At 43.5% G+C, this 23,062-nt stretch carries 20 protein-coding genes; 6 read left to right on the plus strand and 14 right to left on the minus strand.

Going from position 1 to position 23,062, the window contains the following annotated elements; translation table 11 throughout:
- Positions 1-60 precede the first annotated feature (60 nt).
- Positions 61-429 (minus strand): DUF423 domain-containing protein, encoded by a 369-nt coding sequence (locus tag GRQ40_RS17905; protein ID WP_066150701.1) that lies wholly within the window; start codon positions 427-429, stop codon positions 61-63.
- Positions 430-545: 116 nt separating this feature from the next.
- The gene (locus tag GRQ40_RS17910; protein WP_236546369.1) at positions 546-797 is read right to left on the minus strand and encodes a YwdI family protein; all 252 of its coding nucleotides are present in this window, start codon (positions 795-797) and stop codon (positions 546-548) included.
- A gap of 96 nt (positions 798-893) precedes the next feature.
- Here GRQ40_RS17910 and GRQ40_RS17915 point away from each other — a divergent pair, with 96 nt between their 5' ends.
- The gene (locus tag GRQ40_RS17915; protein ID WP_159720651.1) at positions 894-2,510 is read left to right on the plus strand and encodes a glycoside hydrolase family 13 protein; all 1,617 of its coding nucleotides are present in this window, start codon (positions 894-896) and stop codon (positions 2,508-2,510) included.
- A 125-nt stretch (positions 2,511-2,635) separates the two neighbouring features.
- Here GRQ40_RS17915 and GRQ40_RS17920 read toward each other — a convergent pair whose 3' ends face one another.
- The 6 genes from GRQ40_RS17920 to GRQ40_RS17945 form a co-directional block, all read right to left on the minus strand.
- Positions 2,636-3,313: a uracil-DNA glycosylase gene (locus GRQ40_RS17920; protein WP_066150707.1), complete on the minus strand. Its 678-nt coding sequence runs from the start codon at positions 3,311-3,313 to the stop codon at positions 2,636-2,638.
- Between the two features lie 254 nt (positions 3,314-3,567).
- A complete protein-coding gene (locus tag GRQ40_RS17925; RefSeq protein ID WP_066150713.1) occupies positions 3,568-4,950 on the minus strand; it encodes a glycine--tRNA ligase in 1,383 nt (460 codons plus the stop codon).
- Positions 4,951-5,246: 296 nt separating this feature from the next.
- Positions 5,247-6,062, minus strand: a complete 816-nt coding sequence (locus GRQ40_RS17930) for a glycosyltransferase family 2 protein (protein ID WP_080862188.1) — start codon at positions 6,060-6,062, stop codon at positions 5,247-5,249.
- A gap of 16 nt (positions 6,063-6,078) precedes the next feature.
- Positions 6,079-6,996, minus strand: coding sequence for a DMT family transporter (locus GRQ40_RS17935; protein WP_159720653.1), 918 nt, complete (start codon positions 6,994-6,996; stop codon positions 6,079-6,081).
- A gap of 77 nt (positions 6,997-7,073) precedes the next feature.
- The gene (locus GRQ40_RS17940) at positions 7,074-8,270 is read right to left on the minus strand and encodes an MFS transporter (RefSeq protein ID WP_080862186.1); all 1,197 of its coding nucleotides are present in this window, start codon (positions 8,268-8,270) and stop codon (positions 7,074-7,076) included.
- An 89-nt stretch (positions 8,271-8,359) separates the two neighbouring features.
- Entirely contained in the window at positions 8,360-9,991 is a 1,632-nt protein-coding gene (locus GRQ40_RS17945; protein ID WP_159720655.1) for a M20/M25/M40 family metallo-hydrolase, read from the minus strand.
- A 593-nt stretch (positions 9,992-10,584) separates the two neighbouring features.
- Here GRQ40_RS17945 and GRQ40_RS17950 point away from each other — a divergent pair.
- Both GRQ40_RS17950 and ald read left to right on the plus strand, forming a co-directional pair.
- Positions 10,585-11,823: a PucR family transcriptional regulator gene (locus GRQ40_RS17950; RefSeq protein ID WP_159720657.1), complete on the plus strand. Its 1,239-nt coding sequence runs from the start codon at positions 10,585-10,587 to the stop codon at positions 11,821-11,823.
- Positions 11,824-11,935: 112 nt separating this feature from the next.
- Positions 11,936-13,072 carry an alanine dehydrogenase gene (gene ald, locus GRQ40_RS17955; RefSeq protein WP_066150725.1) on the plus strand — a complete coding sequence of 379 codons (1,137 nt, stop codon included), beginning with the start codon at positions 11,936-11,938 and terminating at the stop codon, positions 13,070-13,072.
- 489 nt (positions 13,073-13,561) lie between these two features.
- On the opposite strand, the gene putP is transcribed toward ald, so the two are convergent.
- Positions 13,562-15,016, minus strand: a complete 1,455-nt coding sequence (gene putP / locus GRQ40_RS17960) for a sodium/proline symporter PutP (protein WP_159720659.1) — start codon at positions 15,014-15,016, stop codon at positions 13,562-13,564.
- A 560-nt stretch (positions 15,017-15,576) separates the two neighbouring features.
- On the opposite strand from putP, the gene GRQ40_RS17965 reads away from it, so the two are divergent.
- From GRQ40_RS17965 to GRQ40_RS17975, 3 genes are all read left to right on the plus strand, one after another.
- Positions 15,577-16,395: a basic amino acid ABC transporter substrate-binding protein gene (locus tag GRQ40_RS17965; RefSeq protein WP_159720661.1), complete on the plus strand. Its 819-nt coding sequence runs from the start codon at positions 15,577-15,579 to the stop codon at positions 16,393-16,395.
- A gap of 64 nt (positions 16,396-16,459) precedes the next feature.
- Positions 16,460-17,116 carry an amino acid ABC transporter permease gene (locus GRQ40_RS17970; RefSeq protein ID WP_044745189.1) on the plus strand — a complete coding sequence of 219 codons (657 nt, stop codon included), beginning with the start codon at positions 16,460-16,462 and terminating at the stop codon, positions 17,114-17,116.
- Positions 17,113-17,835, plus strand: coding sequence for an amino acid ABC transporter ATP-binding protein (locus GRQ40_RS17975; protein ID WP_044745188.1), 723 nt, complete (start codon positions 17,113-17,115; stop codon positions 17,833-17,835). The genes GRQ40_RS17970 and GRQ40_RS17975 overlap by 4 nt, the downstream gene beginning before the upstream one ends.
- Before the next feature lie 184 nt (positions 17,836-18,019).
- On the opposite strand, the gene qoxD is transcribed toward GRQ40_RS17975, so the two are convergent.
- From qoxD to GRQ40_RS18000, 5 genes are all read right to left on the minus strand, one after another.
- A complete protein-coding gene (gene qoxD / locus GRQ40_RS17980; RefSeq protein WP_044745187.1) occupies positions 18,020-18,319 on the minus strand; it encodes a cytochrome aa3 quinol oxidase subunit IV in 300 nt (99 codons plus the stop codon).
- Between the two features lies 1 nt (position 18,320).
- Complete coding sequence (gene qoxC / locus GRQ40_RS17985) at positions 18,321-18,935, minus strand: cytochrome aa3 quinol oxidase subunit III (RefSeq protein ID WP_159720663.1); 615 nt, start codon at positions 18,933-18,935, stop codon at positions 18,321-18,323.
- 3 nt (positions 18,936-18,938) lie between these two features.
- Positions 18,939-20,885: a cytochrome aa3 quinol oxidase subunit I gene (qoxB, locus tag GRQ40_RS17990; protein WP_066150736.1), complete on the minus strand. Its 1,947-nt coding sequence runs from the start codon at positions 20,883-20,885 to the stop codon at positions 18,939-18,941.
- Between the two features lie 274 nt (positions 20,886-21,159).
- The gene (gene qoxA, locus GRQ40_RS17995) at positions 21,160-22,062 is read right to left on the minus strand and encodes a cytochrome aa3 quinol oxidase subunit II (protein ID WP_080862688.1); all 903 of its coding nucleotides are present in this window, start codon (positions 22,060-22,062) and stop codon (positions 21,160-21,162) included.
- 236 nt (positions 22,063-22,298) lie between these two features.
- Complete coding sequence (locus tag GRQ40_RS18000) at positions 22,299-23,006, minus strand: TrmH family RNA methyltransferase (RefSeq protein WP_066150742.1); 708 nt, start codon at positions 23,004-23,006, stop codon at positions 22,299-22,301.
- Positions 23,007-23,062 lie beyond the last annotated feature (56 nt).

The raw sequence follows: 23,062 nt of genomic DNA on the forward strand, positions 1-23,062 counted from the left end.
AGAGCCCCTAAAATGGTTGTAGACAAAATCCAAAAGGACTTTGTCTACAACCTGTTTTTTTCAATATTTTACGGCCGCGTAAGCGATCAGCGCCCACGCAATTAAAAAGGCCACTCCCCCAAATGGCGTAATCGCCCCAAGCGGTTTGATTTGTGTTAAACTTAACACATACAAACTTCCCGAAAACAAGACAATACCTGTGAACATAAGCCAGCCCGCTGCTTGAAGCGATCCTGCGTTGGGCCATTTGGCCAATAAAAGCGCGACAACAAAAAGACCAGCAGCATGGAACATCTGATAATGCACAGCCGTTTTCCAGATTTCTAAATAACGTTCGGGAATTTTTCCTTCTAGTCCATGTGCACCAAATGCTCCCAAAGCGACAGCTAAAAATCCATTGATAGCTCCCAGCAAGACAAATAGCTTCATCCTTTTTCTTCCCCTCGTTGATATAAGTTCCACTCTTATCATATCGCATTCACCATCAAAAGAAAAACCCTCCCTCTACATTCCGTTAAGAGGCGGGGATTTCTGGATGAATGATGTTAAAAATCGAGCAAAGATGGCCCATTCGCATCATCCCCGATGTCCATCCGCTCTGTTTTTGTTTCTAATACTAGCGGTTCAAATGAAGAAGCCGCAACATGCGCCGCTTGAAGCTCTCCTTCTAAAATCAGATCGCAAAGAACTCGAAGGGCGGCAACATGTTCGCGAAGCTGCTGTTCATTTTGTATCGACCGAGCTTTTTGAAGCTGTTCCGACATTTTCGTTAAAATCGTTGTTACTGAAACATCCAAAACGTTTTCACTCCCATCTTTCTTCTCATGTTGATTCAATGGTATTCTATATATAAAAACATTTCAAGCTAAGATAGTTTGAGAGGAGCGAAAGCTGTGAAAAAAACATGGTGGAAAGAAGCGGTCGTATATCAAGTTTACTGGCGAAGCTTTTACGATTCCGACGGCGATGGTTACGGCGATCTGCAAGGTTTAATGGAAAAGCTGGACTATATTCAGCATCTCGGCGTTAATGTGATTTGGCTTAACCCATGCTACCAATCACCAGATAAAGATAACGGCTACGATATTTCCGACTATTATCAAATCATGGATAAAGCCGGAAACATGAAGACATGGGAAACCTTGCTCCATGAAGTACATAAGCGCGACATGAAGCTCATTATGGATCTTGTCGTTAACCATACATCCGACCAACATCCTTGGTTTTTAGAATCCCGTTCATCCAAAGACAATCCAAAGCGCGACTGGTACATTTGGCGCGACAAGCCAAATAACTGGCGGTCTTATTTCACTCCATCCGCTTGGGAATTTGATGAAACAACAGGACAGTACTATTTTCATTCCTTTGCGATTGAACAGCCAGATTTAAATTGGAAAAACCCTGAAGTGCGTGAAGCCATCTATGAAATGATGCGATTTTGGCTTGATAAAGGCATTGATGGATTTCGCTTAGATGCCATTGCTCTTCTCGCTAAACCGGATGGATTTCCTGATGCCGCCAACCCAAATGATATTCGTTATTTGACCAATCATCCGGGGCTGCACGATTACCTAAAGGAAATGAACGAAAAAGTGTTTCGTCATTACGACATTTTTACCGTTGGCGAAGTCGCCTTTGTCACTCCGGAAGAGGGGTTAAAATATGTAGCAGAAGATCGGCAAGAATTGCATACGCTGTTCCATTTTGAAGTATGCGATGAAATGCCAAGCTGGGATCCGCTCCGCTTTAAACAAATTCAAAAACGCTGGTACGAAGCATTATGGGGAAAAGGCTGGAACTCGCAATTTTTAAACAACCATGATCATACGCGACAGGTGACGCGCTATGGAAATGATCAGGAGTATCGCATGGAATCGGCAAAATTGCTTGCCACCATGCTCCATACACTGCCGGGAATTCCATACATATATCAAGGAGAAGAAATCGGCATGACGGGCGTCCGCTTCCCATCGATTGAAGACTATAACGACATTGCGATGAAAAATAAATATGCGGAAGAAGTCGCGAAAGGACGCGACCCGCAGGAGGTGCTTGAAAGCTTGCAGCCGTTAAGCCGCGACAATTCGCGGACACCTATGCAATGGGAGGACAGCGAACAGGCAGGCTTTACGACAGGGACGCCATGGATCAAAATCAATCCTAACTATAAAACTATTAACGTCAAACAAGCCCTTGCCGATCCAAATTCAGTCTATCATTATTATCGAAAGCTCATTCAACTGCGAAAAGAGCGCCTTGAAATGGTATACGGCACCTTCTGCGACTACACCGAAAACGAGCCGTATATTTATGCTTACACGCGCGAATGGGAAGGACAGCGTCTTCTCGTCGTGCTTAACCATTGTGACCACGCCAACCATTACGAGCTGCCGAAAGCTTTAACCGCTACAAACCGCCAGCTCTTGCTCACCAATTATCAGGACGTGCAAGAGACGGGGAATACCTTGCACATGCGTCCTCATGAGGCGCGGATTTACGAATTAGAATAAAGCGAAAGCACGTCATCCCAAGTTGTAGACAAAGTCCATTTGGATTTTGTCTACAACTGGTGATTTTCCCCTATCAGACTGGCTTGAAAACGGATGATCCTGAGTCTGGCAAATAACGGACAGCTCTATCCCATATTTTCAATTTGCCAATCAATTGGTTCTCTCCCTGTTTTTTTCAAAAAGGCATTGGTTTTGGAAAACGGACGGCTGCCAAAAAAGCCGCGTGCGGCAGAAAATGGACTCGGGTGCGGCGCTTCAATCATATAATGGGCAGGGTTCGTAATCAGCTCTTTTTTCGCTTGGGCATGACGTCCCCACAAAATAAAAACCACCGGTTCTTGTTTGCTGTTCACGAGCTCAATGACACGGTCTGTAAAGATCTCCCATCCCTTACCTTTATGAGAATTCGCTTCTCCACGGCGAACGGTTAATACCGTATTCAATAAAAGAACCCCTTGCTGAGCCCATTTGACTAAATAACCGTTGTTTGGAATATAGCAGCCAAGATCATCCTGCAATTCCTTAAAGATGTTTAATAAAGAAGGCGGCAGCGGAACGCCCGGCTTCACTGAAAAACTGAGTCCATGCGCCTGATTGGGGCCATGATACGGGTCTTGTCCCAAAATGACGACTTTGACTTGCTTATAAGGCGTATAATGAAGGGCATTGAAAATATCGTACATATCCGGATAAATCGTTCTCGTCTGATATTCCGCTTTCAAAAATTCCCGCAGTTTGATATAATACGGCTTTTGAAATTCTTCTTCTAACAAAGGAGCCCAATCATTCTTTAAAATGGCCATCGTCACAACCCTTTCTTCATTCTTTTACCATTAATGTATCACAATCAGACCTCTTGTATAAACTGTTCTATCGTTGTGCGGTATTAAAGTAACCTCACAATGAATCGGGGCTGACCCAAAAGTCCGCTTTTGGCGGACTTTTGGGTCAGCCCCATGAATGTTCAACCGCATCTTACCGCAAATGTCCCGACGATGAACCTCCCCCACCTCCACTCCGTTTAGAGGTGGGAGACTTCTCGGTGCGGTGGATTATGTTAAAATTGAATTTTTTCTTCAAGAAAGCTTTTTAACTCGGTAATCGGCACTCTCGTTTGCTCCATCGTATCGCGATCGCGCACGGTTACCATGCCGTCCTGCTCTGAATCAAAATCATACGTAATGCAGAATGGCGTGCCAATCTCATCTTGGCGGCGATAACGTTTACCGATTGATCCAGACTCATCGTAATCGACCATAAAATATTTGGATAAATCAGCGAAAACTTGGCGCGCCCCCTCAGAAAGCTTTTTCGATAGCGGAAACACCGCCGCCTTATACGGCGCCAATGCTGGATGTAGGCGCATGACGGTGCGCGTCGTTCCGTCTTCAAGTGCTTCTTCGTCATACGCGTCAATCAGAAAAGCAAGTGTGACGCGGTCCGCCCCAAGCGACGGTTCAATGCAGTATGGAATATAGCGTTCATTCGCATCCTGATCAATGTAATGAAAATCCTCGCCAGAATGCTCCATATGCTGCTTCAAGTCATAATCCGTACGAGAAGCAACCCCCCAGAGCTCTCCCCAGCCAAACGGGAATTTATATTCGATATCCGTAGTCGCATTGCTGTAGTGCGACAATTCTTCTTCCGAATGGTCGCGAAGACGGATATTCTCGGCTTTCATTCCCAATGATAACAGCCATTGCTCGCAAAACTGCTTCCAGTAATCAAACCACTTTAACTCCTCGCCCGGTTTGCAGAAGAACTCCAGCTCCATTTGTTCAAATTCGCGCGTGCGGAATGTAAAGTTCCCTGGTGTAATTTCATTGCGGAAGCTTTTCCCGATTTGCGCAATACCAAATGGGAGCTTTTTGCGCATCGTGCGTTGCACATTTTTAAAGTTGACAAAGATTCCTTGCGCGGTTTCTGGGCGAAGATAAATTTCATTGGCGCTTGATTCGGTCACGCCTTGGAACGTTTTAAACATTAAGTTAAATTGACGAATGCCGGTAAAATCTTGACTGCCGCAATCCGGACAAACGATATGATGCTCGTTGATCAGTTCTTCCATTTTGGAAAATGGCAGCCCGTCAACAATCATTTCGATTCCTTTTGCTTCTAAAGCTGTTTCAATGAGCTTATCAGCCCGATGACGCGCTTTACATTGTTTACAGTCGATCATTGGATCATTGAAGTTGCCTAAATGGCCTGATGCTTCCCATGTTTTTGGATTCATTAAAATAGCGGCATCTAAGCCGACATTATAAGGGGATTCTTGAACAAACTTTTTCCACCATGCCCGCTTAATATTATTTTTGAGCTCTGTACCAAGCGGACCGTAGTCCCATGTGTTGGCTAGTCCGCCATAAATTTCTGATCCTGGAAAGACAAATCCGCGATGCTTCGCATGAGCAACGATTTGATCCATTGTCACTGACATCTTTTTTCCTCCTTTATTTTTTCAAACAAAAACGCCCTCGCCACTAGGCCTTGCGCCTAGGGACGAGAGCGTGACTCCCGCGGTTCCACCCTAGTTGATGCGTATGCCGCATCCACTTTGTACCAAAGCAACTCCGGATTGCCGCTTCATTGACCATCTTCACCGGGCTTCCACCGCCCCCGGCTCGCTATGGAAGAGAGGGACAACTACTATTGATCCATCATCGTTACAATATCATATTTTGCTATTTATCATAACAAAAATAAAAAATGTTCGTCAATGCCAGGAGTTATTTTTTATATTTTTCTTCTTAAGCGCGACACGATCGGCGCTCCATCCCAAATAACCTCACTGTTTGCTTTTCGCTTTGCCACCTCCGGCTCTTGAAGCAAAAGCCAAAAATTCTTCGTTGGCAGCTTCCCAAGGCGATGCTTTGCGCTAAGCCGGTCTAAATACATTTGCCGTTTGTTGTCCATCTGTCGCGATAAATGATCCCCTTCGTCTGAAAAAGCGTACAAGATGCTGGCCGCCGCAACGCGCTTCACGCGAAATACCTCAGACACACGCAAAAAGAAATCCCAATCCCAGTAATTATGTACAAAAGGATCAAAGTAGCCGATCGACTCATGGATCTCCTTTCGATATAAGCTGCCGGATGGCACATAGGTGGAGAATTTCCGCATGGCTTCTTGATCATATTCATAAGCGAACAAAAAACGACGGAGCGGTATGCGCTGTCCCCGATCCATTCGATAGTGAAAGATTTCCACATCGGAATATACAAAATCCGCATCAACCATCGCTTCCACCATCCGCTCAAGATGGCAAGGCAGCAATAAATCATCATCGTCGCAGAGCATGATCCACTCGCCTCGCGCCTTTTTTACTCCGATATTTCGCGCTTCCACATGACCGACATTCGCCTGACAATGAATCAAACGAATGCGCATCTCTGGGTACAATGCGATAATATGATCAACACGTTCACCGCCATCATTGACAATGATCACTTCAAAATGGCGGTATATTTGCCTGCTTAACGACTCCAACAGCTCGGCGAGCGGATACGGTCGATTATAAGTAGGAACAACAATCGAAACAAATGGTTTCATCGTCGCGTCACTGCCTTCACCCCATTATTTTTCTACGCAGGGACTGCCGCGTCCCTTGCTCTAATGCTCCAGATGCAAACAAAACACCGATAACGACCAACAAAAAGCCGAGCCATTGCACCATCTGGATCGTCTCACCTAAAAAAAGCGACGAAGCGACTAACGAAAAAAATGGCGACAGGTTAATAAAAATAGCGGCTTCCGCGGCTCCAAGCTGCTGAATCGCCCGATTATAAATCATTTGTCCCAACCCGCTAGCCACCATCGCAGAAGCCAAAAATACAAGCCATGCAGAGCCTCGGCCCTCCAACAATTTGGACAGACCGTCTTTTTCAGTAACGAGGCCGATGATAAACAAAATAACAGAGCCTATCAACAGCATCCAAGCCGTTAATGCTCTTACATCCATGGTCTCCGCCAGCTTTTTAATAAAAATAAAGCTGAGTGCTTGGGCGAGTACGGCACAAAAAATAGAAACATCGCCAAGGGAAACGGAACCGAGCTTTGCAGAGCTATGTATCACAATAAAGATTACTCCTGTAAAACCAAGAACGATCCCGACAAATTTGCTTACTCCCAGCCGCTCTCGCAAAATCACGATGGCGAGCAATCCGGTGACTAGCGGCGACATTCCTAAAATAATGCCTGCATTAGAAGCGGTTGTTTTCACCAGACCCGCTGATAAAAAATAATGATGGCCTACCACATTGAACAGCCCCACAAGACCAATCCACACCAGCTGCCGCGCCGTAACCGACTGGCTTTGTCGCGTTACCGCCAAAATAGCGAGCACGGTCAACGCGGCAACCAACAGGCGCAAAGCTGTAATGGTAATAGGGGAAAAAGCATTGACTAATATTTTAATTGCAACCACATTGGCTCCCCAGCATATCATCACGAATACAAGCCCAATATATAGCGACCATTTTGTCATCTGATTTTACCTCTTTTATCAAAATAAAAAGAAGCGATAATACTAAAAGTATCGCTCCTTTTCTTATTTGTCAATTCTTATGCTAGCTCCTGCTGTTTGGTTTCCTTTCCTAATATCCATACGGCCAAAACACCGATAAAAATAGAAATGCAAAAAATCGTAAAAATTGTGGTCACTCCCACTTTTTGCGCGACAAGATAGCCGACTAACAGCGGCCCTAAAATGCCGCCAACCCGACCGAATGAAGCAGCCATCCCTGCTCCCGTTCCGCGAATCGAGGTCGGATACTGCTCTGGAGTATAAGCATACAAAGCACCCCATGCCCCCAAGTTAAAAAATGAAAGTAAAATGCCAAAAAGCATTAAAAAGGCGTGCGATTCCGCGTTGCCAAAAAAGTAGGCGCTGACCGCTGTCCCCATTAAATAAACAATAAGCACAAATTTTCGCCCGAGCCGCTCAATCAGCCAAGCAGCGCTAAAATATCCCGGCAATTGCGCCAGCGTCATAATCAGGACATATTGAAAGCTTTGAATCAAGCTGAATCCTTTGATGACCATCACGCTCGGGAGCCATAAAAACATGCCGTAATAGGAAAATACAACAGCAAACCAAAGCACCCATAACATAATCGTCTCACGGCGGTAAGCAGAAGACCATACCTTGATCACATTCGCAAGAACATTGCTTTCTGCTTTCGGCTTCGTAAATCGCGGAGAATCAGGCAAATTCAACCGTAAATAAAGCGCATAAAGGGCAGGAATCGCTGACAAAAGCAAGGCGAGCTTCCACCCATAGGACGGAATAATGAAATAGGAAATCAATGCTGATAAAAGCCACCCCAACGCCCAAAAGCTCTCCAGCAAGACAACCACTTTCCCGCGCTCACTTGCCGCAACACTTTCAGACACTAATGTCGAGGCGACTGGCAGCTCTCCGCCAAGACCCATCCCCACAATAAAGCGCAGCACTAGAAACGCTGCTAAAGTCGTCGTTAAAGCAGACAATCCACTTCCTAACGAAAATAATAAAAGCGTCAAAATAAAGACCTGCTTTCTTCCAATCTTGTCTGCTAAAAGTCCAAACACAAGCGCTCCTACTGCCATGCCAATCGAGTTCATGCTGCCAATCCAGCCCATTTGCTGAGCCGTTAACCCCCATTCTTTTTGCAGCGCCGCAATAATAAATGACAGCATGCCCACATCCATGGCATCGAACATCCAGCCTAAGCCGGCAATTCCTAAAAGTTTTCGCTGTGAAATTGCATATTGACTCATGACAAGCCTCCTTTATTGACAGGTGTCAATCTATACCATTCATTATATTGATATATTCCCCGTTATTCAAACAAAAAAACAAAGGAGGCTTACTCCTTTGTTCGGAATGAAAAAGCTTGTTCGATCACATATGTTAACCAATTCCTAAGTGTTTCAAAAGCAAATGGCACATTCAAACGCTCTGTCCACTGATGGGCATCACGGCCAATAGGGCCAACGTTTAGCACAGGCGCAGAAAACTCCGCCAGCGCCTGAATAGGAAGATCATATCCTTGGCCCCATAGCGGCATATTGGCTGTGAGCGTTCTTAAAGCAGAGAGCGGTTGATGCAATCCAACATAGCTTAAATCGGAAATGCCGCCAAAATAATGTTGCTGTACAAGGGAGATATCATCTTTTTCCTTGGCGTACGCCCGCAACTGATCAACGAGATAAAGAACAAGCGGATCATCGCTGGAATTCACAGCTGGATAGTAAGGCGGCGCATAAAATAATACGATCATCGGTCCTAAATTTTTGCAAAGAATGGCTAGCTGATCAACGAGCTCAATCGTCCGTTGCCGCTCATCTTTTCCGTCTCCATCCGCCAACACGCTTTGTTCAAGCTTCTCCACTTTTTCCGTTCCAAACATCTCGACCGCCCTTTGTCGCAGTTCAGCAAACGTCCACACATGAATGGATAGCCATCTCGGCGAAGATTGCTCCATTTGCGCAAAACGGAGAGCTTGCTCACGATATCGCTGTTCAATCTTTTCCGCTGCCCGCTTTGTTAATTGCCGTAACGATTCTGTAATGTCATCCATTGATTTTTGCTGCAAAAATAGATTAAATAGCGCTACAGCACGATGCGGAATTTGTACAGAATAATCCTCTTTTAAATCGGTCTGGAACAAACTTGTCGGCGGCGGGCTCACTTCTTGACCAAACAGCTCACAAAAATCAACATTCAACTCTAGTTCATTCACAATTTGCGAAACCATCCCGTTCGCATTTAATCCCGCTAATGGCTCACCAACATGCGTTTCCTTCCCATAGCAATAAAACCCTGGCAGCACTTTGCCGATGGAACCTGTATAAATATAATTCGTTTGATCGCCTGGATAACGCGTAAACATCGGTTCTGAATTAAGAACAAGCCGATAATTCAGGCGATGTTTTTTCGCCATCTCAACCAGCGCTGGCACAGCCGCCCGCATGCCCACTGAATTCACTTCTTCATCCGGCACGGTTAGAAGCAATACATTTCCACGGAAATAGCCGTGGCATGCCTGCTCGATAAGCGACATATGTAAAGCCAGCCCGCATTTCATATCCATGACCCCGCGGCCAAACAGCCACTCCCCTTGTACTAAGTCTGCTTGAACAGCTGCCGGCAGCTTCTCCTTATGATGATAAAAATACTGGGTCAGCGTCTCCGGAGAAAATGCCCACTCCTTCCAAATTCCATAATCTTGTACATCGACCACATCAAAGTGGCTGACAAGAACAATCGTATCTTCTACCTGCTCCTCTTGTTTAACAAGTGCTGTGACAAAATAGCGGCCGTCTCCTGTCGGATGCAGTTGCACAAGAGATGGGTGCGCTTGAAAATACTCAAGTGTACAAAGCTGTTGCGCAATATAATGCGCCAGCTCGACCTCCGCTTTTGAATGACTTACACTTGCATGCTGCACTAACTGACAGAGCAGCTGCTTTAACTGTTGCTTTGTCTGCCATTTCATCCTCTTCCCCCGCTTTTCTGTGTCATCCTTTCGTGCTGATGGATAGTGGTTTTGAAAAAGTACGCTTGTGCTTATGATATAAAGAAAGCATAGAATGCTTCGATCTTTATTCATCCATCCACACGTTTCCTTATCGCTACTATTTTAACAAATATCGAGGATAAACAAACGATATAAATACAACTTAAACCATGAACCTCTCCCACCCCACTCCGTTAAGAGCGGGAAACTTTTTGGGGGATTGTTAAACAAATGTTATCTATAGACCACAGCCAAACAACGCCGTTTTCAGACTTATTCATCGTTCTGTGAAACAGCGCTGTTCGATCGCCCAATCTTAGGAAAATATCCCCTTTATCGCTTGTTTACAAAACAGCGACAAATCATTGCTTATTTTCCTTTCTGTTTTGCTACAATAAAAATACATCCTAATTTGCCAGCCATGACTTGTACGATCAACATTGCTTTTCTGTTTGATTCTAGATCAACCATACCGATGTTTAACGATAGACAAAAAATAATCCGTACCATGCTTTACTGGCAGATCAGTCTTATGAGCTGAAACTATTATTTCGTTTGGAAGCGGGGATGACATGATACATAAAGAAGATCCATTTAAAGCGAATTTCGACAGTCTTGAAGAGTTTGCCGATCGCATCAGTGATTTGTTGCAATGCCCGATTACGATTGAAGATGCGAACCATCGGCTCATCGCCTACAGCGCCCATGATGACTATACAGATCCGGCGCGGACCGCCACCATTATTAGCCGCCGTGTTCCAGAGAAAGTCATTAATAGCCTCTGGAAAACAGGAGTCATTCCTGCGTTGTTAAGTAGCGAAGAGCCTTTGCGCGTCGAAACGATCTCTGATGTGGGTCTCGGGAATCGAGTGGCCGTATCCATTTGGAAAAATAATGAGGTGATTGGATTTATTTGGGCGCTAGAAACAGGGAGAACCCTTTCCAAGGATGATATGGAATTGCTGAAAAAAGCAGCGAAGGCGGCTAAAAATAAAGTATTGCAGCTGTACATGCGCAAAAATAAACGAGAAGAACGGGTGCAAGAATTTTTTTGGAAATTGCTTACTGGCCATATTAAAACAAATGAAGAAATTCATGAAAATTTTAGCGCGATGCAAATTCCGGCCGCCCCACGTTTTTCCGTTCTTGTCTTCCGCTTTGCCAACGGCATTACAAGCGATTTAGAAAAACAAATTTCTTACATTTTACAAACCACTCAACAAGTTCAAGTTCTACTGTATACCGTTGAACGAAACGATTTCATTTTATTGGTGGCTCCAAAATCAGCCGATCAGCCATTGTATGAATTGAATCAATTTATCTCCTCATTTGCGACAAAAATGAAGGAACGCTTCCATATTAACAGCATTCAAAGCAGCTTTGGCGGCATTTATGAAACGTTCGAATACATTGAAAAGAGCTACAAGGAAGCCCTGACCGTTTTATCAATGAAAGAAAAGTTTCCTGAGCAAACTTTTTCCATTTATGGATATCAACAATTAGGTATTTATCAATTTTTTGATTTATTGTTAGAAAAAAAACAGCAAGGAGAATTTGCAAATTCAGCGCTGACAAAACTGCAGGCCTACGATGAGAAGCATCATACCAACCTCATCGAAACGTATGAAGCCTTTTTCGATCACGACAGCAATGTCAATGAAACCGCAAAGGCGTTAAATATCCATCCCAACACTCTTTCATATCGGCTCAAGCGCATCGCCGAAATTGGTGAAATCGATTTGCACAATATGAACCAAAAAGTCAAATTATATATCGATATTAAATTGGCCAAATATGAAGCATTGCATTAATTTTGTGGAAATCCACAAAATAATGCTGCTTCTTTTTCTTTTCTAAACAAAGAAAAAATCATGGAAACTGTGTATACTGCAAGTAAGGACAATATGAGGGAGGAACTCATCCATGATTATTGGTGTACCAAAAGAAATAAAAAATAACGAAAATCGTGTGGCAATCACTCCGGCTGGAGTTATGTCATTCGTTCAAGCTGGTCATACAGTGATTATTGAAAAAGACGCAGGGATTGGAAGCGGTTTCACAAACGAAGACTATGCAAGCGCTGGTGCGCAAATCATTGATAGCGCGAAAGACGTTTGGGCGCAAGCTGATATGGTTATGAAAGTGAAAGAGCCGCTTGCAAGTGAATACGACTATTTCCGCCCAGGATTAATTTTATTCACATACTTGCACCTTGCGGCAGAGCCTGAATTAGCGCGGGCGTTAAAAGAAAAAGGCGTGATCGCCATCGCTTATGAGACTGTACAAGTTGGCCGCACGCTTCCGCTTTTAACACCAATGAGTGAAGTCGCTGGACGCATGTCCGCACAAATCGGCGCACAATTTTTAGAAAAGCCAAAAGGCGGAAAAGGCATTCTTCTTGGCGGTGTCCCAGGCGTTAGCCGCGGCAAAGTCACGATTATCGGCGGCGGTGTCGTCGGAACAAACGCAGCGAAAGTGGCGATCGGCCTAGGTGCAGATGTTACGATCATCGACTTGAGCGCTGACCGTCTTCGCGAACTTGACGACATTTTTGGCAACCAAATTACAACGCTTATGTCAAATCCAATGAACATTGCCCAAGCTGTCGCACAATCGGATCTTGTGATTGGCGCCGTCCTCATTCCAGGTGCCAAAGCGCCTAAGCTTGTAACAGAAGAAATGGTGAAAAACATGAAGCCTGGTTCTGTCATTGTCGATGTTGCGATCGACCAAGGCGGCATTGTGGAAACAAGCGACCATGTCACAACACACGACAACCCAACATATGAAAAACACGGGGTTGTTCACTATGCGGTTGCCAACATGCCTGGCGCTGTACCAAGAACATCCACCATTGCTTTGACAAACGTAACCATTCCATATGCGCTACAAATCGCAAATAAAGGGGTACGTCAAGCCATTGCCGACAATGCCGCATTAAAACTTGGCGTCAATGTCGCAAATGGCGAAATCACATATGAAGCCGTTGCCCGTGACCTTGGCTACGAATACGTATCAGTTGAAGAAGCGCTCGAAAAACAATTTGCCGTTCAAGCATAATGCAAAACCGGGTACCATCGATCATGGTGGTACCCGGTTTTTTTATTTTTAATGAAAGAAAAGCCTCTGTTTGGAGGCTAACGAACCCTTCTTTACATTATCGCTTTAAAAAACATCCAACCGTCTTCATATAGCCGGATGGCCAAAAATCTGGAAACATGGAACCCGTTCGATCTCCTCTAAGGAATCATGGATTCTTCTGCTCTTGCCATCTAAAATATCTAGTTCCAATAAGAATGCTGCCTACATAGAGAACCGCTAGAAAAATAAAATCGAACAACAAATCTGATACAAACAGCTTTCCTGTCCATCCTCCTTGCATGAGATCAACGACCGATGTCAACGGAACGGAATTAGAAATCTTTTGCATCACCTGCGGCCGTGGCTCAACGATGAGGACATAGTGCGACTTGAGTCTCGAAACTCTATCGGAGTCGGTCCTTAGCCAAAAAGCAAAACAGCCTTTCCCATTCAGGAAAGGCTGTTTCCTTATAACGCTTTTTTAAATTGGTCAAATTGATCAAGAACTTTATCGGATGGCTGTTTCGTCAACAAGCTGACGACAATAATCGCGAGCAAGCTTGCCGCAAAACCAGGAACCATTTCATATAGCAGGTTTTTCAAATAATCCGACTGCGTCCAAAGGATGACCGTTGCAGCTCCCACAACCATTCCGGCTAATGCTCCCCACTTGGTCATCCGCTTCCAACATAAGCTTAGCAAAATAACAGGTCCAAAAGAAGAACCGAATCCAGCCCACGCATAGCCGACAAGGCGTAAAATGGTATCGTTTTGCTTGAAAGCGAGCGCAGCAGCGACCAATGACACGAGCAAAACAGCCAATCGGCCAATAAGAACAAGCTCTTTATCAGAGGCTGAGCGACGGAACCATACTTTATATAAATCCTCCGTTAATGAACTGGACGTAACAAGCAATTGCGATGAAATCGTGCTCATAATCGCCGCTAAAATCGCAGCAAGCAAAAATCCCGTAATTAACGGATGGAATAAAACTTCGCCAAGCTTAAGGAATACCGTTTCTGGATCCGCTAGCTTTGCTCCTGACTTAAAATAGTAAGCGATTCCAAATAACCCTGTCAACATAGCCCCAACGACAGAAAAAATCATCCAGCCCATTCCAATGCGGCGAGCGTTTTTCATTTCCTTAATAGAAGAAATCGCCATAAATCGAACGATAATATGTGGTTGTCCGAAATATCCAAGTCCCCAAGCAAACAAAGAAATCACGCCAAGCAAAGTGGTCCCTTTGAATAAATTTAACAAATCCGGATTAATGTCACGGATCGTGTTCATCGTATCGCCTACGCCCCCTGTATGAAAAAGGGTGACAACAGGCACAAGAATTAAAGCAATAAACATAATCAAGCCTTGAACAAAGTCTGTCCAGCTAACGGCTAAAAATCCGCCAAACAGCGTATAAGCCACAACTACTCCCGCAACAATCCATAGTCCTGTATGATAGCTTGTGCCAAAAGAGTTTTGGAACAAGACCGCTCCGGATACTAATCCAGAAGATACGTAAAATGTGAAAAAAATCATAATGACAAGACCGGAAATTAAACGCAATAGCTTCGATGTGTCCCCAAAGCGGTTTTCCAAAAATTCTGGAATGGTAATCGAATCATTAGCGACTTCTGTATAAACGCGCAAGCGCGGTGCCACGTACAACCAGTTGGCATAAGCTCCAAGCGTTAAACCAATGACAATCCAAGAAGCGCTTAAGCCTTGTACATACATCGCTCCAGGCAATCCCATTAAAAGCCATCCGCTCATATCGGAAGCCCCGGCACTGAGCGCTGTAACCGCAGGACCTAATGTACGTCCGCCAAGCATATAATCAGAGAGATTTGATGTTCTCTTATATGCCCAATATCCAATCAGTAACATCCCGATCATATAAATCGTGACCGAAATTAATACCATGGTGTTCTCCCCTTCCTTTGTTGTCTCTAGTCAATAACATCATAAACGAAAGAATATTATTTATGCAATAGTAATCATATTTTTCCATCTGTAGTATAACAACAATAAAGCCGCTAAAAATCAATGTTTTTAGGCATTTTCAACATATATTTAAAAAATATTCAGACAAATAAAAAATAATAAATAATTCAATTGCATTTAGATTGCATTATTTCTTCCTCTATTATAAAAATATATTTTGTTTTCTTAATCGTCTTAATTTATAATATATTTATTGAAATAAAACATTTTTTAAAAATGTATAATTTTACATTTACATTTGCGATATGCTTTAAGAACCAATGAATTCAATTACATATTATTCTATAAAGAACTCATCTTCTTCTCTTTGTTTCTAAATATTACAAAAATTGTTTTTATAAAAAGTATTGCATAAACAAACGAATGCTGGTAGTATGATAATCGTCCTAGGAAACACTTGAAGAAATCGATCAGCTGAAACTAAATGAGAAATTAATGTTATTTTTTATATTTTTACAATATAAAGGGGGAAGGAAATAATGAAAAAAATGGCGGTATTTGCTGTGATACTTGCTCTCTTTGTGGCTTTAGCAGGGTGTGGCGGCAAATCATCCGATCAATCTTCAGAAAGTGGAGATAACAACAAAAAAATCATTGTCGGAACAGATGCTGCATTCGCACCATTTGAGTATATGGATAAAGGGAAAATTGTAGGATTTGATGTTGATTTGTTAGATGCTGTCATGAAGGAAGCAGACATCAAATATGAGTTAAAAAACACCGGCTGGGATCCTTTATTCGCAGCTTTACAAAATGGAAAAGAAGTGGATATGGGTGTTTCCGGAATTACAATTGACGATAAACGGAAACAAACTTATGATTTCTCTATCCCATATTTCGAATCCATTCAAATGATTCTTGTAAAAGAAAATAGCCCAGTCAAAAACGCCCTTGATTTAAAAGGCAAAATGATTGGCGTCCAAAATGGAACGACGGGACAAGCAGCCGTGGAAAAGTTGTTCGGGGCTGAAAACAAAAACATTAAAAAATTTGAAAATACCGTCGTCGCGATTATGGACCTTTTAAACGGCGGCGTGGAGGCCGTTGTGACAGATAATGGTGTCGCCAACGAATACGTGAAAAACAATCCTGATAAAAAACTAAAAACGATTGAAGATCCAACAAACTTCCAACCAGAATTTTACGGCTTTATGTTTCCTAAAGGAAGCGATTTGAAGCCAAAAATCGATGAAGCGCTGAAAAAAGTCATCGACAGCGGCAAATATACTGAAATCTATCAAAAATGGTTCGGGAAAGAACCAAATCTCGATAATTTGTTAAAGCAACAATCATCATAATCGGTAAAAAATTGCGTAACTATTCGTCGCTAGTTACGCAATTTTTATAAGAAAGGTGAGGAGAATGGATTTTCGTTTTGATATTATTCAGGAATATGCCCCCTTTTTTCTAAAAGGCCTAGGGATCACGATTTTTGTATCTATTATTTCCATTGTTGTCGGTTCAATCCTCGGACTTGCCATCGGTCTAGGCAAAATGTCCACTAATCGGCTTATTCGCTTCCCATTTGAATGGTATGTGAACTTTTTCCGCGGTACACCGCTATTAGTCCAAATGCTGTTAGTCCATTTTGGGTTAATGCCTATTTTCTTTGCACAGCCAAGCGCTACCGTATCACTGGCTGTATCCTTATCCTTAAACTCTGCAGCCTATGTGGCGGAAATTTTCCGCGCCGGCATTCAATCCATCGACAAGGGACAAATGGAAGCCGCCCGTTCATTAGGAATGACCCATACCCAAGCCATGCGTTATATTATTTTACCGCAGGCGTTAAAACGAATGATTCCACCATTTGCGAATGAATTTATCGTCTTAATAAAAGACTCCTCTCTTGGTGCTGTCATTGCGGCCCCGGAGCTCATGTATTGGGGGAGAGCCGCACAGGGACAATATTATCGCGTATGGGAGCCATATTTAACGGTCGCGCTTATTTATTTGATTTTAACCCTTTCCCTTAGTAAATTACTAAATTATTTGGAAAGGAAGTATTCGAACCAATGATTAAAGTGACAAATTTAAAAAAATCATTTGGCGATCTTGAAGTATTAAAAGGAATTAATGCACACATTAAAGAACGCGAGGTTGTGGTCGTCATCGGCCCATCCGGTTCAGGAAAATCCACCTTTTTACGTTGTTTAAATTTGCTTGAAGACTTTGACGAGGGCGATATTATAATCGATGGATTCCATTTAAAAGACAAAAACACGAACATCAACAAAGTGCGTGAAGAAGTCGGCATGGTGTTTCAACGCTTTAACTTATTCCCGCATATGACCGTACTGGATAACATTACGCTAGCTCCTGTCAAAGTCCGCAAATGGACGCTAGAAAAAGCGAAAGAAACGGCATTGGAGCTCTTGAAAAAAGTCGGCCTTCAAGATAAAGCGAACGTCTATCCTGACTCTCTCTCTGGCGGTCAAGCTCAGCGCGTCGCGATCGCCCGCGCCTTAGCCATGGGGCCGAAGGTGATGCTGTTTGATGAACCAACATCGGCATTAGATCCGGAAATGGTCGGAGAAGTATTATCCGTTATGAAGCAGTTAGCCAACGAAGGAATGACGATGGTTGTCGTCACACATGAAATGGGCTTTGCTCGCGAGGTTGGCGACCGCGTCCTGTTTATGGACGGCGGCTATATCGTCGAAGAAGGAGCGCCAAGCGACATCTTCGACAACCCGCAACACGAACGGACAAAATCATTTTTATCGAAAGTGCTATAAAAAACCTTTGTCATCCACTTTAACGAAAACACGTCTCACCTCAAAAAGAGACGAGTTTCGGACAAAGTGGATCATTTTTTATGACGCGACATGCGAGGCATCCGCTCAGCCCATCGAATCCAGCTTAGTCATACACGAATACACAAAAAAGACCGATCTCTGTAACAGAGACCGGTCTTTTGTATTATAAAACGAACCACATAACCCAAATCGAACCAGCGACAACAACAACGGCGATGAAAAAGCTATAGAGCATATTAATGGTTTGAACTCTGCCGCTGTCGCTTTCCGTCATGTGCATGAACATAAACAGCTGCAATGCCGCTTGCAACACAGCTAGCGCCACAATCACGCCAAGAATCGCTTTTATGGTCCAGCCTGACGACAGAGCCACCCATAACGCGATAAATGTGAGCACAAGAGATAAAATAAACCCGACAATATGTTTCCAAGGAAATGTCTCATGGTGATGGTTTGCTCCCATCTTACATCACCATCCCTGTCAAATAAACTAAAGTAAAGATGAAAATCCAGACGACATCAAGAAAGTGCCAGTACAAGCTGACGATAAACACTTTACGCGCCGTTCTTGGAGTAAAACCACGCTGCAACAGCTGAACAATAATTAAAATCATCCAGCAAATCCCGAGGCTCACGTGCGCTCCGTGCGTCCCAACGAGCACAAAAAAGCTCGAAAGGAATGCGCTTGTCTGGATCGTCGCGCCCTCATGCACATAATGAATAAACTCACGAATTTCAAACGTAATAAATCCTGCCCCTAAAAGAAGCGTCACTAAAAGCCATGTTAACAAACCGGACAAGCGGCGACGGCGCATCTCAAACACCGCAAGCCCACACGTAAAGCTACTTGTTAAAAGAAGCAATGTCTCAATCATCACATCTTTAATTTCAAACAAGTCGCTGGTCGTTGGACCACTGCCCGTCCGTTGGAATAAAACAAGATAGGTGGCGAATAAGGTCGCAAACAACACGACCTCAGCACCAAGAAAAATCCAAAACCCTAGAATATTTAGGCGGCTTTCCTCTGTTCGATACTCCAATGGCATCGTTTCATCGTACTGATGAGCTGCTTCTGCCATCTCTTATGCCCCCTTTCCCGACAAACGTTCCGTACGTTTAATTTCATCTACGCTGATATAATAACCGTCATCATCGTCAAATGAACGGAGAATCAATCCAAGAGCAATAAAGATCGTTGCGATAATCGCCAACCAAAACCATTTAAATACAAGGCCGAAGCCCGCAAAGAAAAAGGCGATTGAAATAAGGAACGGACGACCGGAATTGCTTGGCATATGAATCGGTTTTAATTTTTCCTCATCAATTTCGAAGCCCTTTCCGGATTTCTTCATCTCCCAATATGCATCTAAATCCTTCACCTCAGGGGTGATCGCAAAATTGTAATGTGCCACCGGGGAAGACGTCGCCCATTCAAGTGTACGGCCATCCCATGGATCTCCCGTCATATCGCGTTCCCCGTAGCGCGCGCTATAATAAATGTTATAGCAAAGCACGATAAACCCGATTCCCATTAGAACCGCACCAACGGATGCGACAACGTTAAGCGGCGTCCAGCCAAGCCCCTCAGAATACGTATACATGCGTCGCGTCATACCCATTAATCCTAAGAAATACATTGGGAAGAAGCAAATATTAAATCCGATCATAAACAGCCAGAATGTCCATTTTCCTAAACGCTCGTTTAGAATATGCCCGAACATTTTTGGATACCAATAATGCAATCCTGCAAAGCAAGCAAAAACGGTACCGGCAATTAGCACGTAATGGAAGTGGGCAATTAAGAAATAGCTGTTATGATATTGATAATCCGCCGCAGCCATGGCTAACATGACACCGGTGACCCCACCAATGACAAAGTTCGGTATGAATGCCAATGACCAAAGCATCGCTGTTGTAAAACGAATTTTCCCTTTACGAAGCGTAAAGAGCCAGTTGAAAATTTTCACACCCGTCGGAACGGCAATCGCCATCGTTGTAATCGAGAAAACCGAGTTAACAGCTGCTCCAGCTCCCATTGTAAAGAAGTGATGCACCCAAACGATAAAGCTTAAAAAGGCAATTCCTACAATCGAATAGACCATCGCTTTATAACCAAAAAGACGTTTGCGAGCAAACGTGCTCACTACCTCAGAGAAAATTCCAAACGACGGCAAAATGACAATGTATACTTCCGGATGTCCCCAAATCCAGAATAGGTTCGCCCAAAGCATCGACATCCCGCCATTCGCCATCGTAAAGAATTGTGTATCAAATAGACGGTCAAACGTCATAAGCGCCAATGCGACTGTCAACACTGGGAACGCGAAAATAATTAATACGCACGTGATTAAAATCGTCCATGTAAACATTGGCATGCGCATCAATGTCATGCCTGGCGCACGCATTTTTAAAATGGTCACGAGAAAGTTAATCCCCGTCATCAGCGTACCGATACCGGAAATTTGCAAAGCAACCGCATAATAGTTATTCCCAACACCTGGACTAAATTCGTTGCCAGCAAGCGGGAAATACGAAGTCCAACCGGCATTCGGCGATCCCCCAATGACAAAGGAGATATTAAACAACATCGCACCAACGAAAAATAACCAAAAGCTTAACGCATTCAAATAAGGATACGCGACATCACGCGCTCCGATTTGCAAAGGTACGACAATGTTCATCAACCCGATAATAAACGGCATCGCCATGAATAAAATCATGATCGTACCGTGAGTAGTGAAAATTTCATTATAATGTTCTGAATTGAGAAATTTCATGTTTGGTGCTGTTAATTGCGCCCTCATAAGCAGCGCATCCACACCGCCGCGGAACAACATCAGCACCGCTGAAATAATGTACATGACTCCGATTTTTTTATGGTCAACAGTTGTCAACCATTCATCCCAAAGCCATTTCCATTTTTTAAAATACGTAAGAACGAAAACAATACCAATCACCGTTAATACAATCGCTACATCGGCTGCATAGATCAGCGGTTCCCCTGTGACAAAAAACTCGCTCCACTTCATGCACCTGTTCCTCCTTCCTTACATTGAATGCACGTCTTCGTCCCTTTGTCCTTGACGATACGGTCTCTCATCGATCTGACACGCTCTCTCCCTTCACGAATCGTTTCGCATGCTCGATCCATGCAAGGTACGTGTTCAAAACGTCATTTACCTAACAAAGAGCCTCTTCGCCACATATTGTTTAGGAGCTGTTGATCGCTCACATCCTCATTCTATTGACCAACCATCTCTCGCACGCCAAACAACAGCTCCCTATCTTCATGTTCTTCGAAACCTACTCTACTACTATCCCGTTGCCCTCAAGCGGATTGCACAATCTTGCTTGTTCGTCGGCCTCTCCCGCATGATGGCTGTTCTGTTTGGAATGGTCGATCCATTCAAGATGTGTGTTGGAGAATGTCATTCTGCCAACGAGCCCTGGTTTTAAAATGGTTTCATATTTCGTTTCACTCAATTTAGGAGCTGTGCTTTGTGCCTCTTTGACCCATTTATTAAACTCTTTTTGCGTTTGGGCCACTACTTCAAACTCCATATGAGTAAAGCCTTCTCCTGAGAAGTTCGCACTCCGTCCCATGTATGAGCCTGGTTCATCTGCTTCTAGGAACAATTCTGTTTCCATACCGTCCATTGCATATTTTTGTCCACCTAATTGCGGAACCCAAAAAGAGTTCATCGGGCCAACGGACGTTAATTTAAACTTGACGGGAACGTCTACAGGAATATTGACATAGTTTACCGTTTCAATATTTTGATCCGGATAGCTAAAAATCCATTTCCAGTTCGCTGCTGTTACATGGATCGTTATAGGCTCTACTTTTTCCTTCGTTGGCTTTTCCAAAGCAAAGGTAGCCTTTACAGTCGGAATGGCCAATGCTGTAACAATAAGAATAGGAATGGCTGTCCAGACGATTTCCAGCAATGTGTTTCCTTCTTCTTCTGGCTCATAATTTTCCATCCCCGGTTTTTCCCGATAGCGAATCAGTACAACGGTAAATAATACGAATACGACGACAATAATGAGCAGCATAAATCCAATCGACCAAAGGATTAAATCGTATTGCGTTTTGGCTACTGGCCCTTTTGGCCGCATGACTAGCATATTTTCGCTGCAACCGCTTAATAACAGCACTAAAGATAACGGAAGCAACGAAGCCCATTTCCATATCTTCTGCTTCATCGCTTTGCTTCCCCCTTCACAAACAAGATAACACTGTTACGTAGAAATTGTTTTAATCCGTTTCTAACATATCAAAAGTAAAAATGTTTGAAACTAATTATGAAAAAAGTTCATAAATCAGAAAAATATTTGTCACAATGTGTTCAAAAACTGTTCATGAAATATTCATTTGTGTGGATAAAATATGAAAAACCCCCAAATTCAAAATAAAGCTGATCCTTTTGGAAGGATCAGCTTTATTTTCCCAGGCGCATTTTCATCATTTTTCTTGTACGCGGATGAAGGGTTTGCCACATCCATTTTTCATATAGTTCTTTTCTCTCAGAAAGCGTTAAATAATACGCTTCCCCCGCCTGCTTCCGCGCCCGTTGTGTCACGTCATAGAGCGTCAAAGCAGCTGCTACTGATATGTTAAAGCTTTGTACAAAGCCATGCATCGGAATCATAAACGTTCCATCAGCTAAATGAAGCGCTTCCTCTGATACACCGCGATGCTCGTTGCCAAACAGAAGCGCCGTGGGACGCGACACATCCATCTCATGAAGCGCAATGGTTCCTTCCCTTAAATAGCTCGCGAGTACCTGATATCCGGCAGATTGTAACTCTCGAATAGCAGTGGAGATATCCGATTTCTGGTGAACCGTCAGCCATTTATCCGCATTTCTTGTCACAAAAGGATTCGGCTGAAACGGCGCTTGTCCTGTGACCACATATATATCCTGTAGTCCAAAAGCCTCCGCCGAACGTAGCACAGCCGCTTGATTATGCGGATCATCTACCGCTTCCGTTAATATCGTAATATGGCGAGTTCTCTTATTTAACACATCATACATTCGCTTTAATCGCTCAGGTACAATCATTTCCCAAATAGGTTGGTTTTCTTCTGTTAATAAACCCTCTTGCTTTAATTGTTCAATGAACGCCTTTGCTTCTTGATCGTTCATCGGCTTCACCTTCGTTCCTATCAAAATTTCTAAGAACGAATTTCATTGTACAAAAT

The sequence above is a fragment of the Anoxybacillus sp. PDR2 genome (genome assembly GCF_009834045.1).
Lineage (GTDB): Bacteria > Bacillota > Bacilli > Bacillales > Anoxybacillaceae > Anoxybacteroides > Anoxybacteroides rupiense.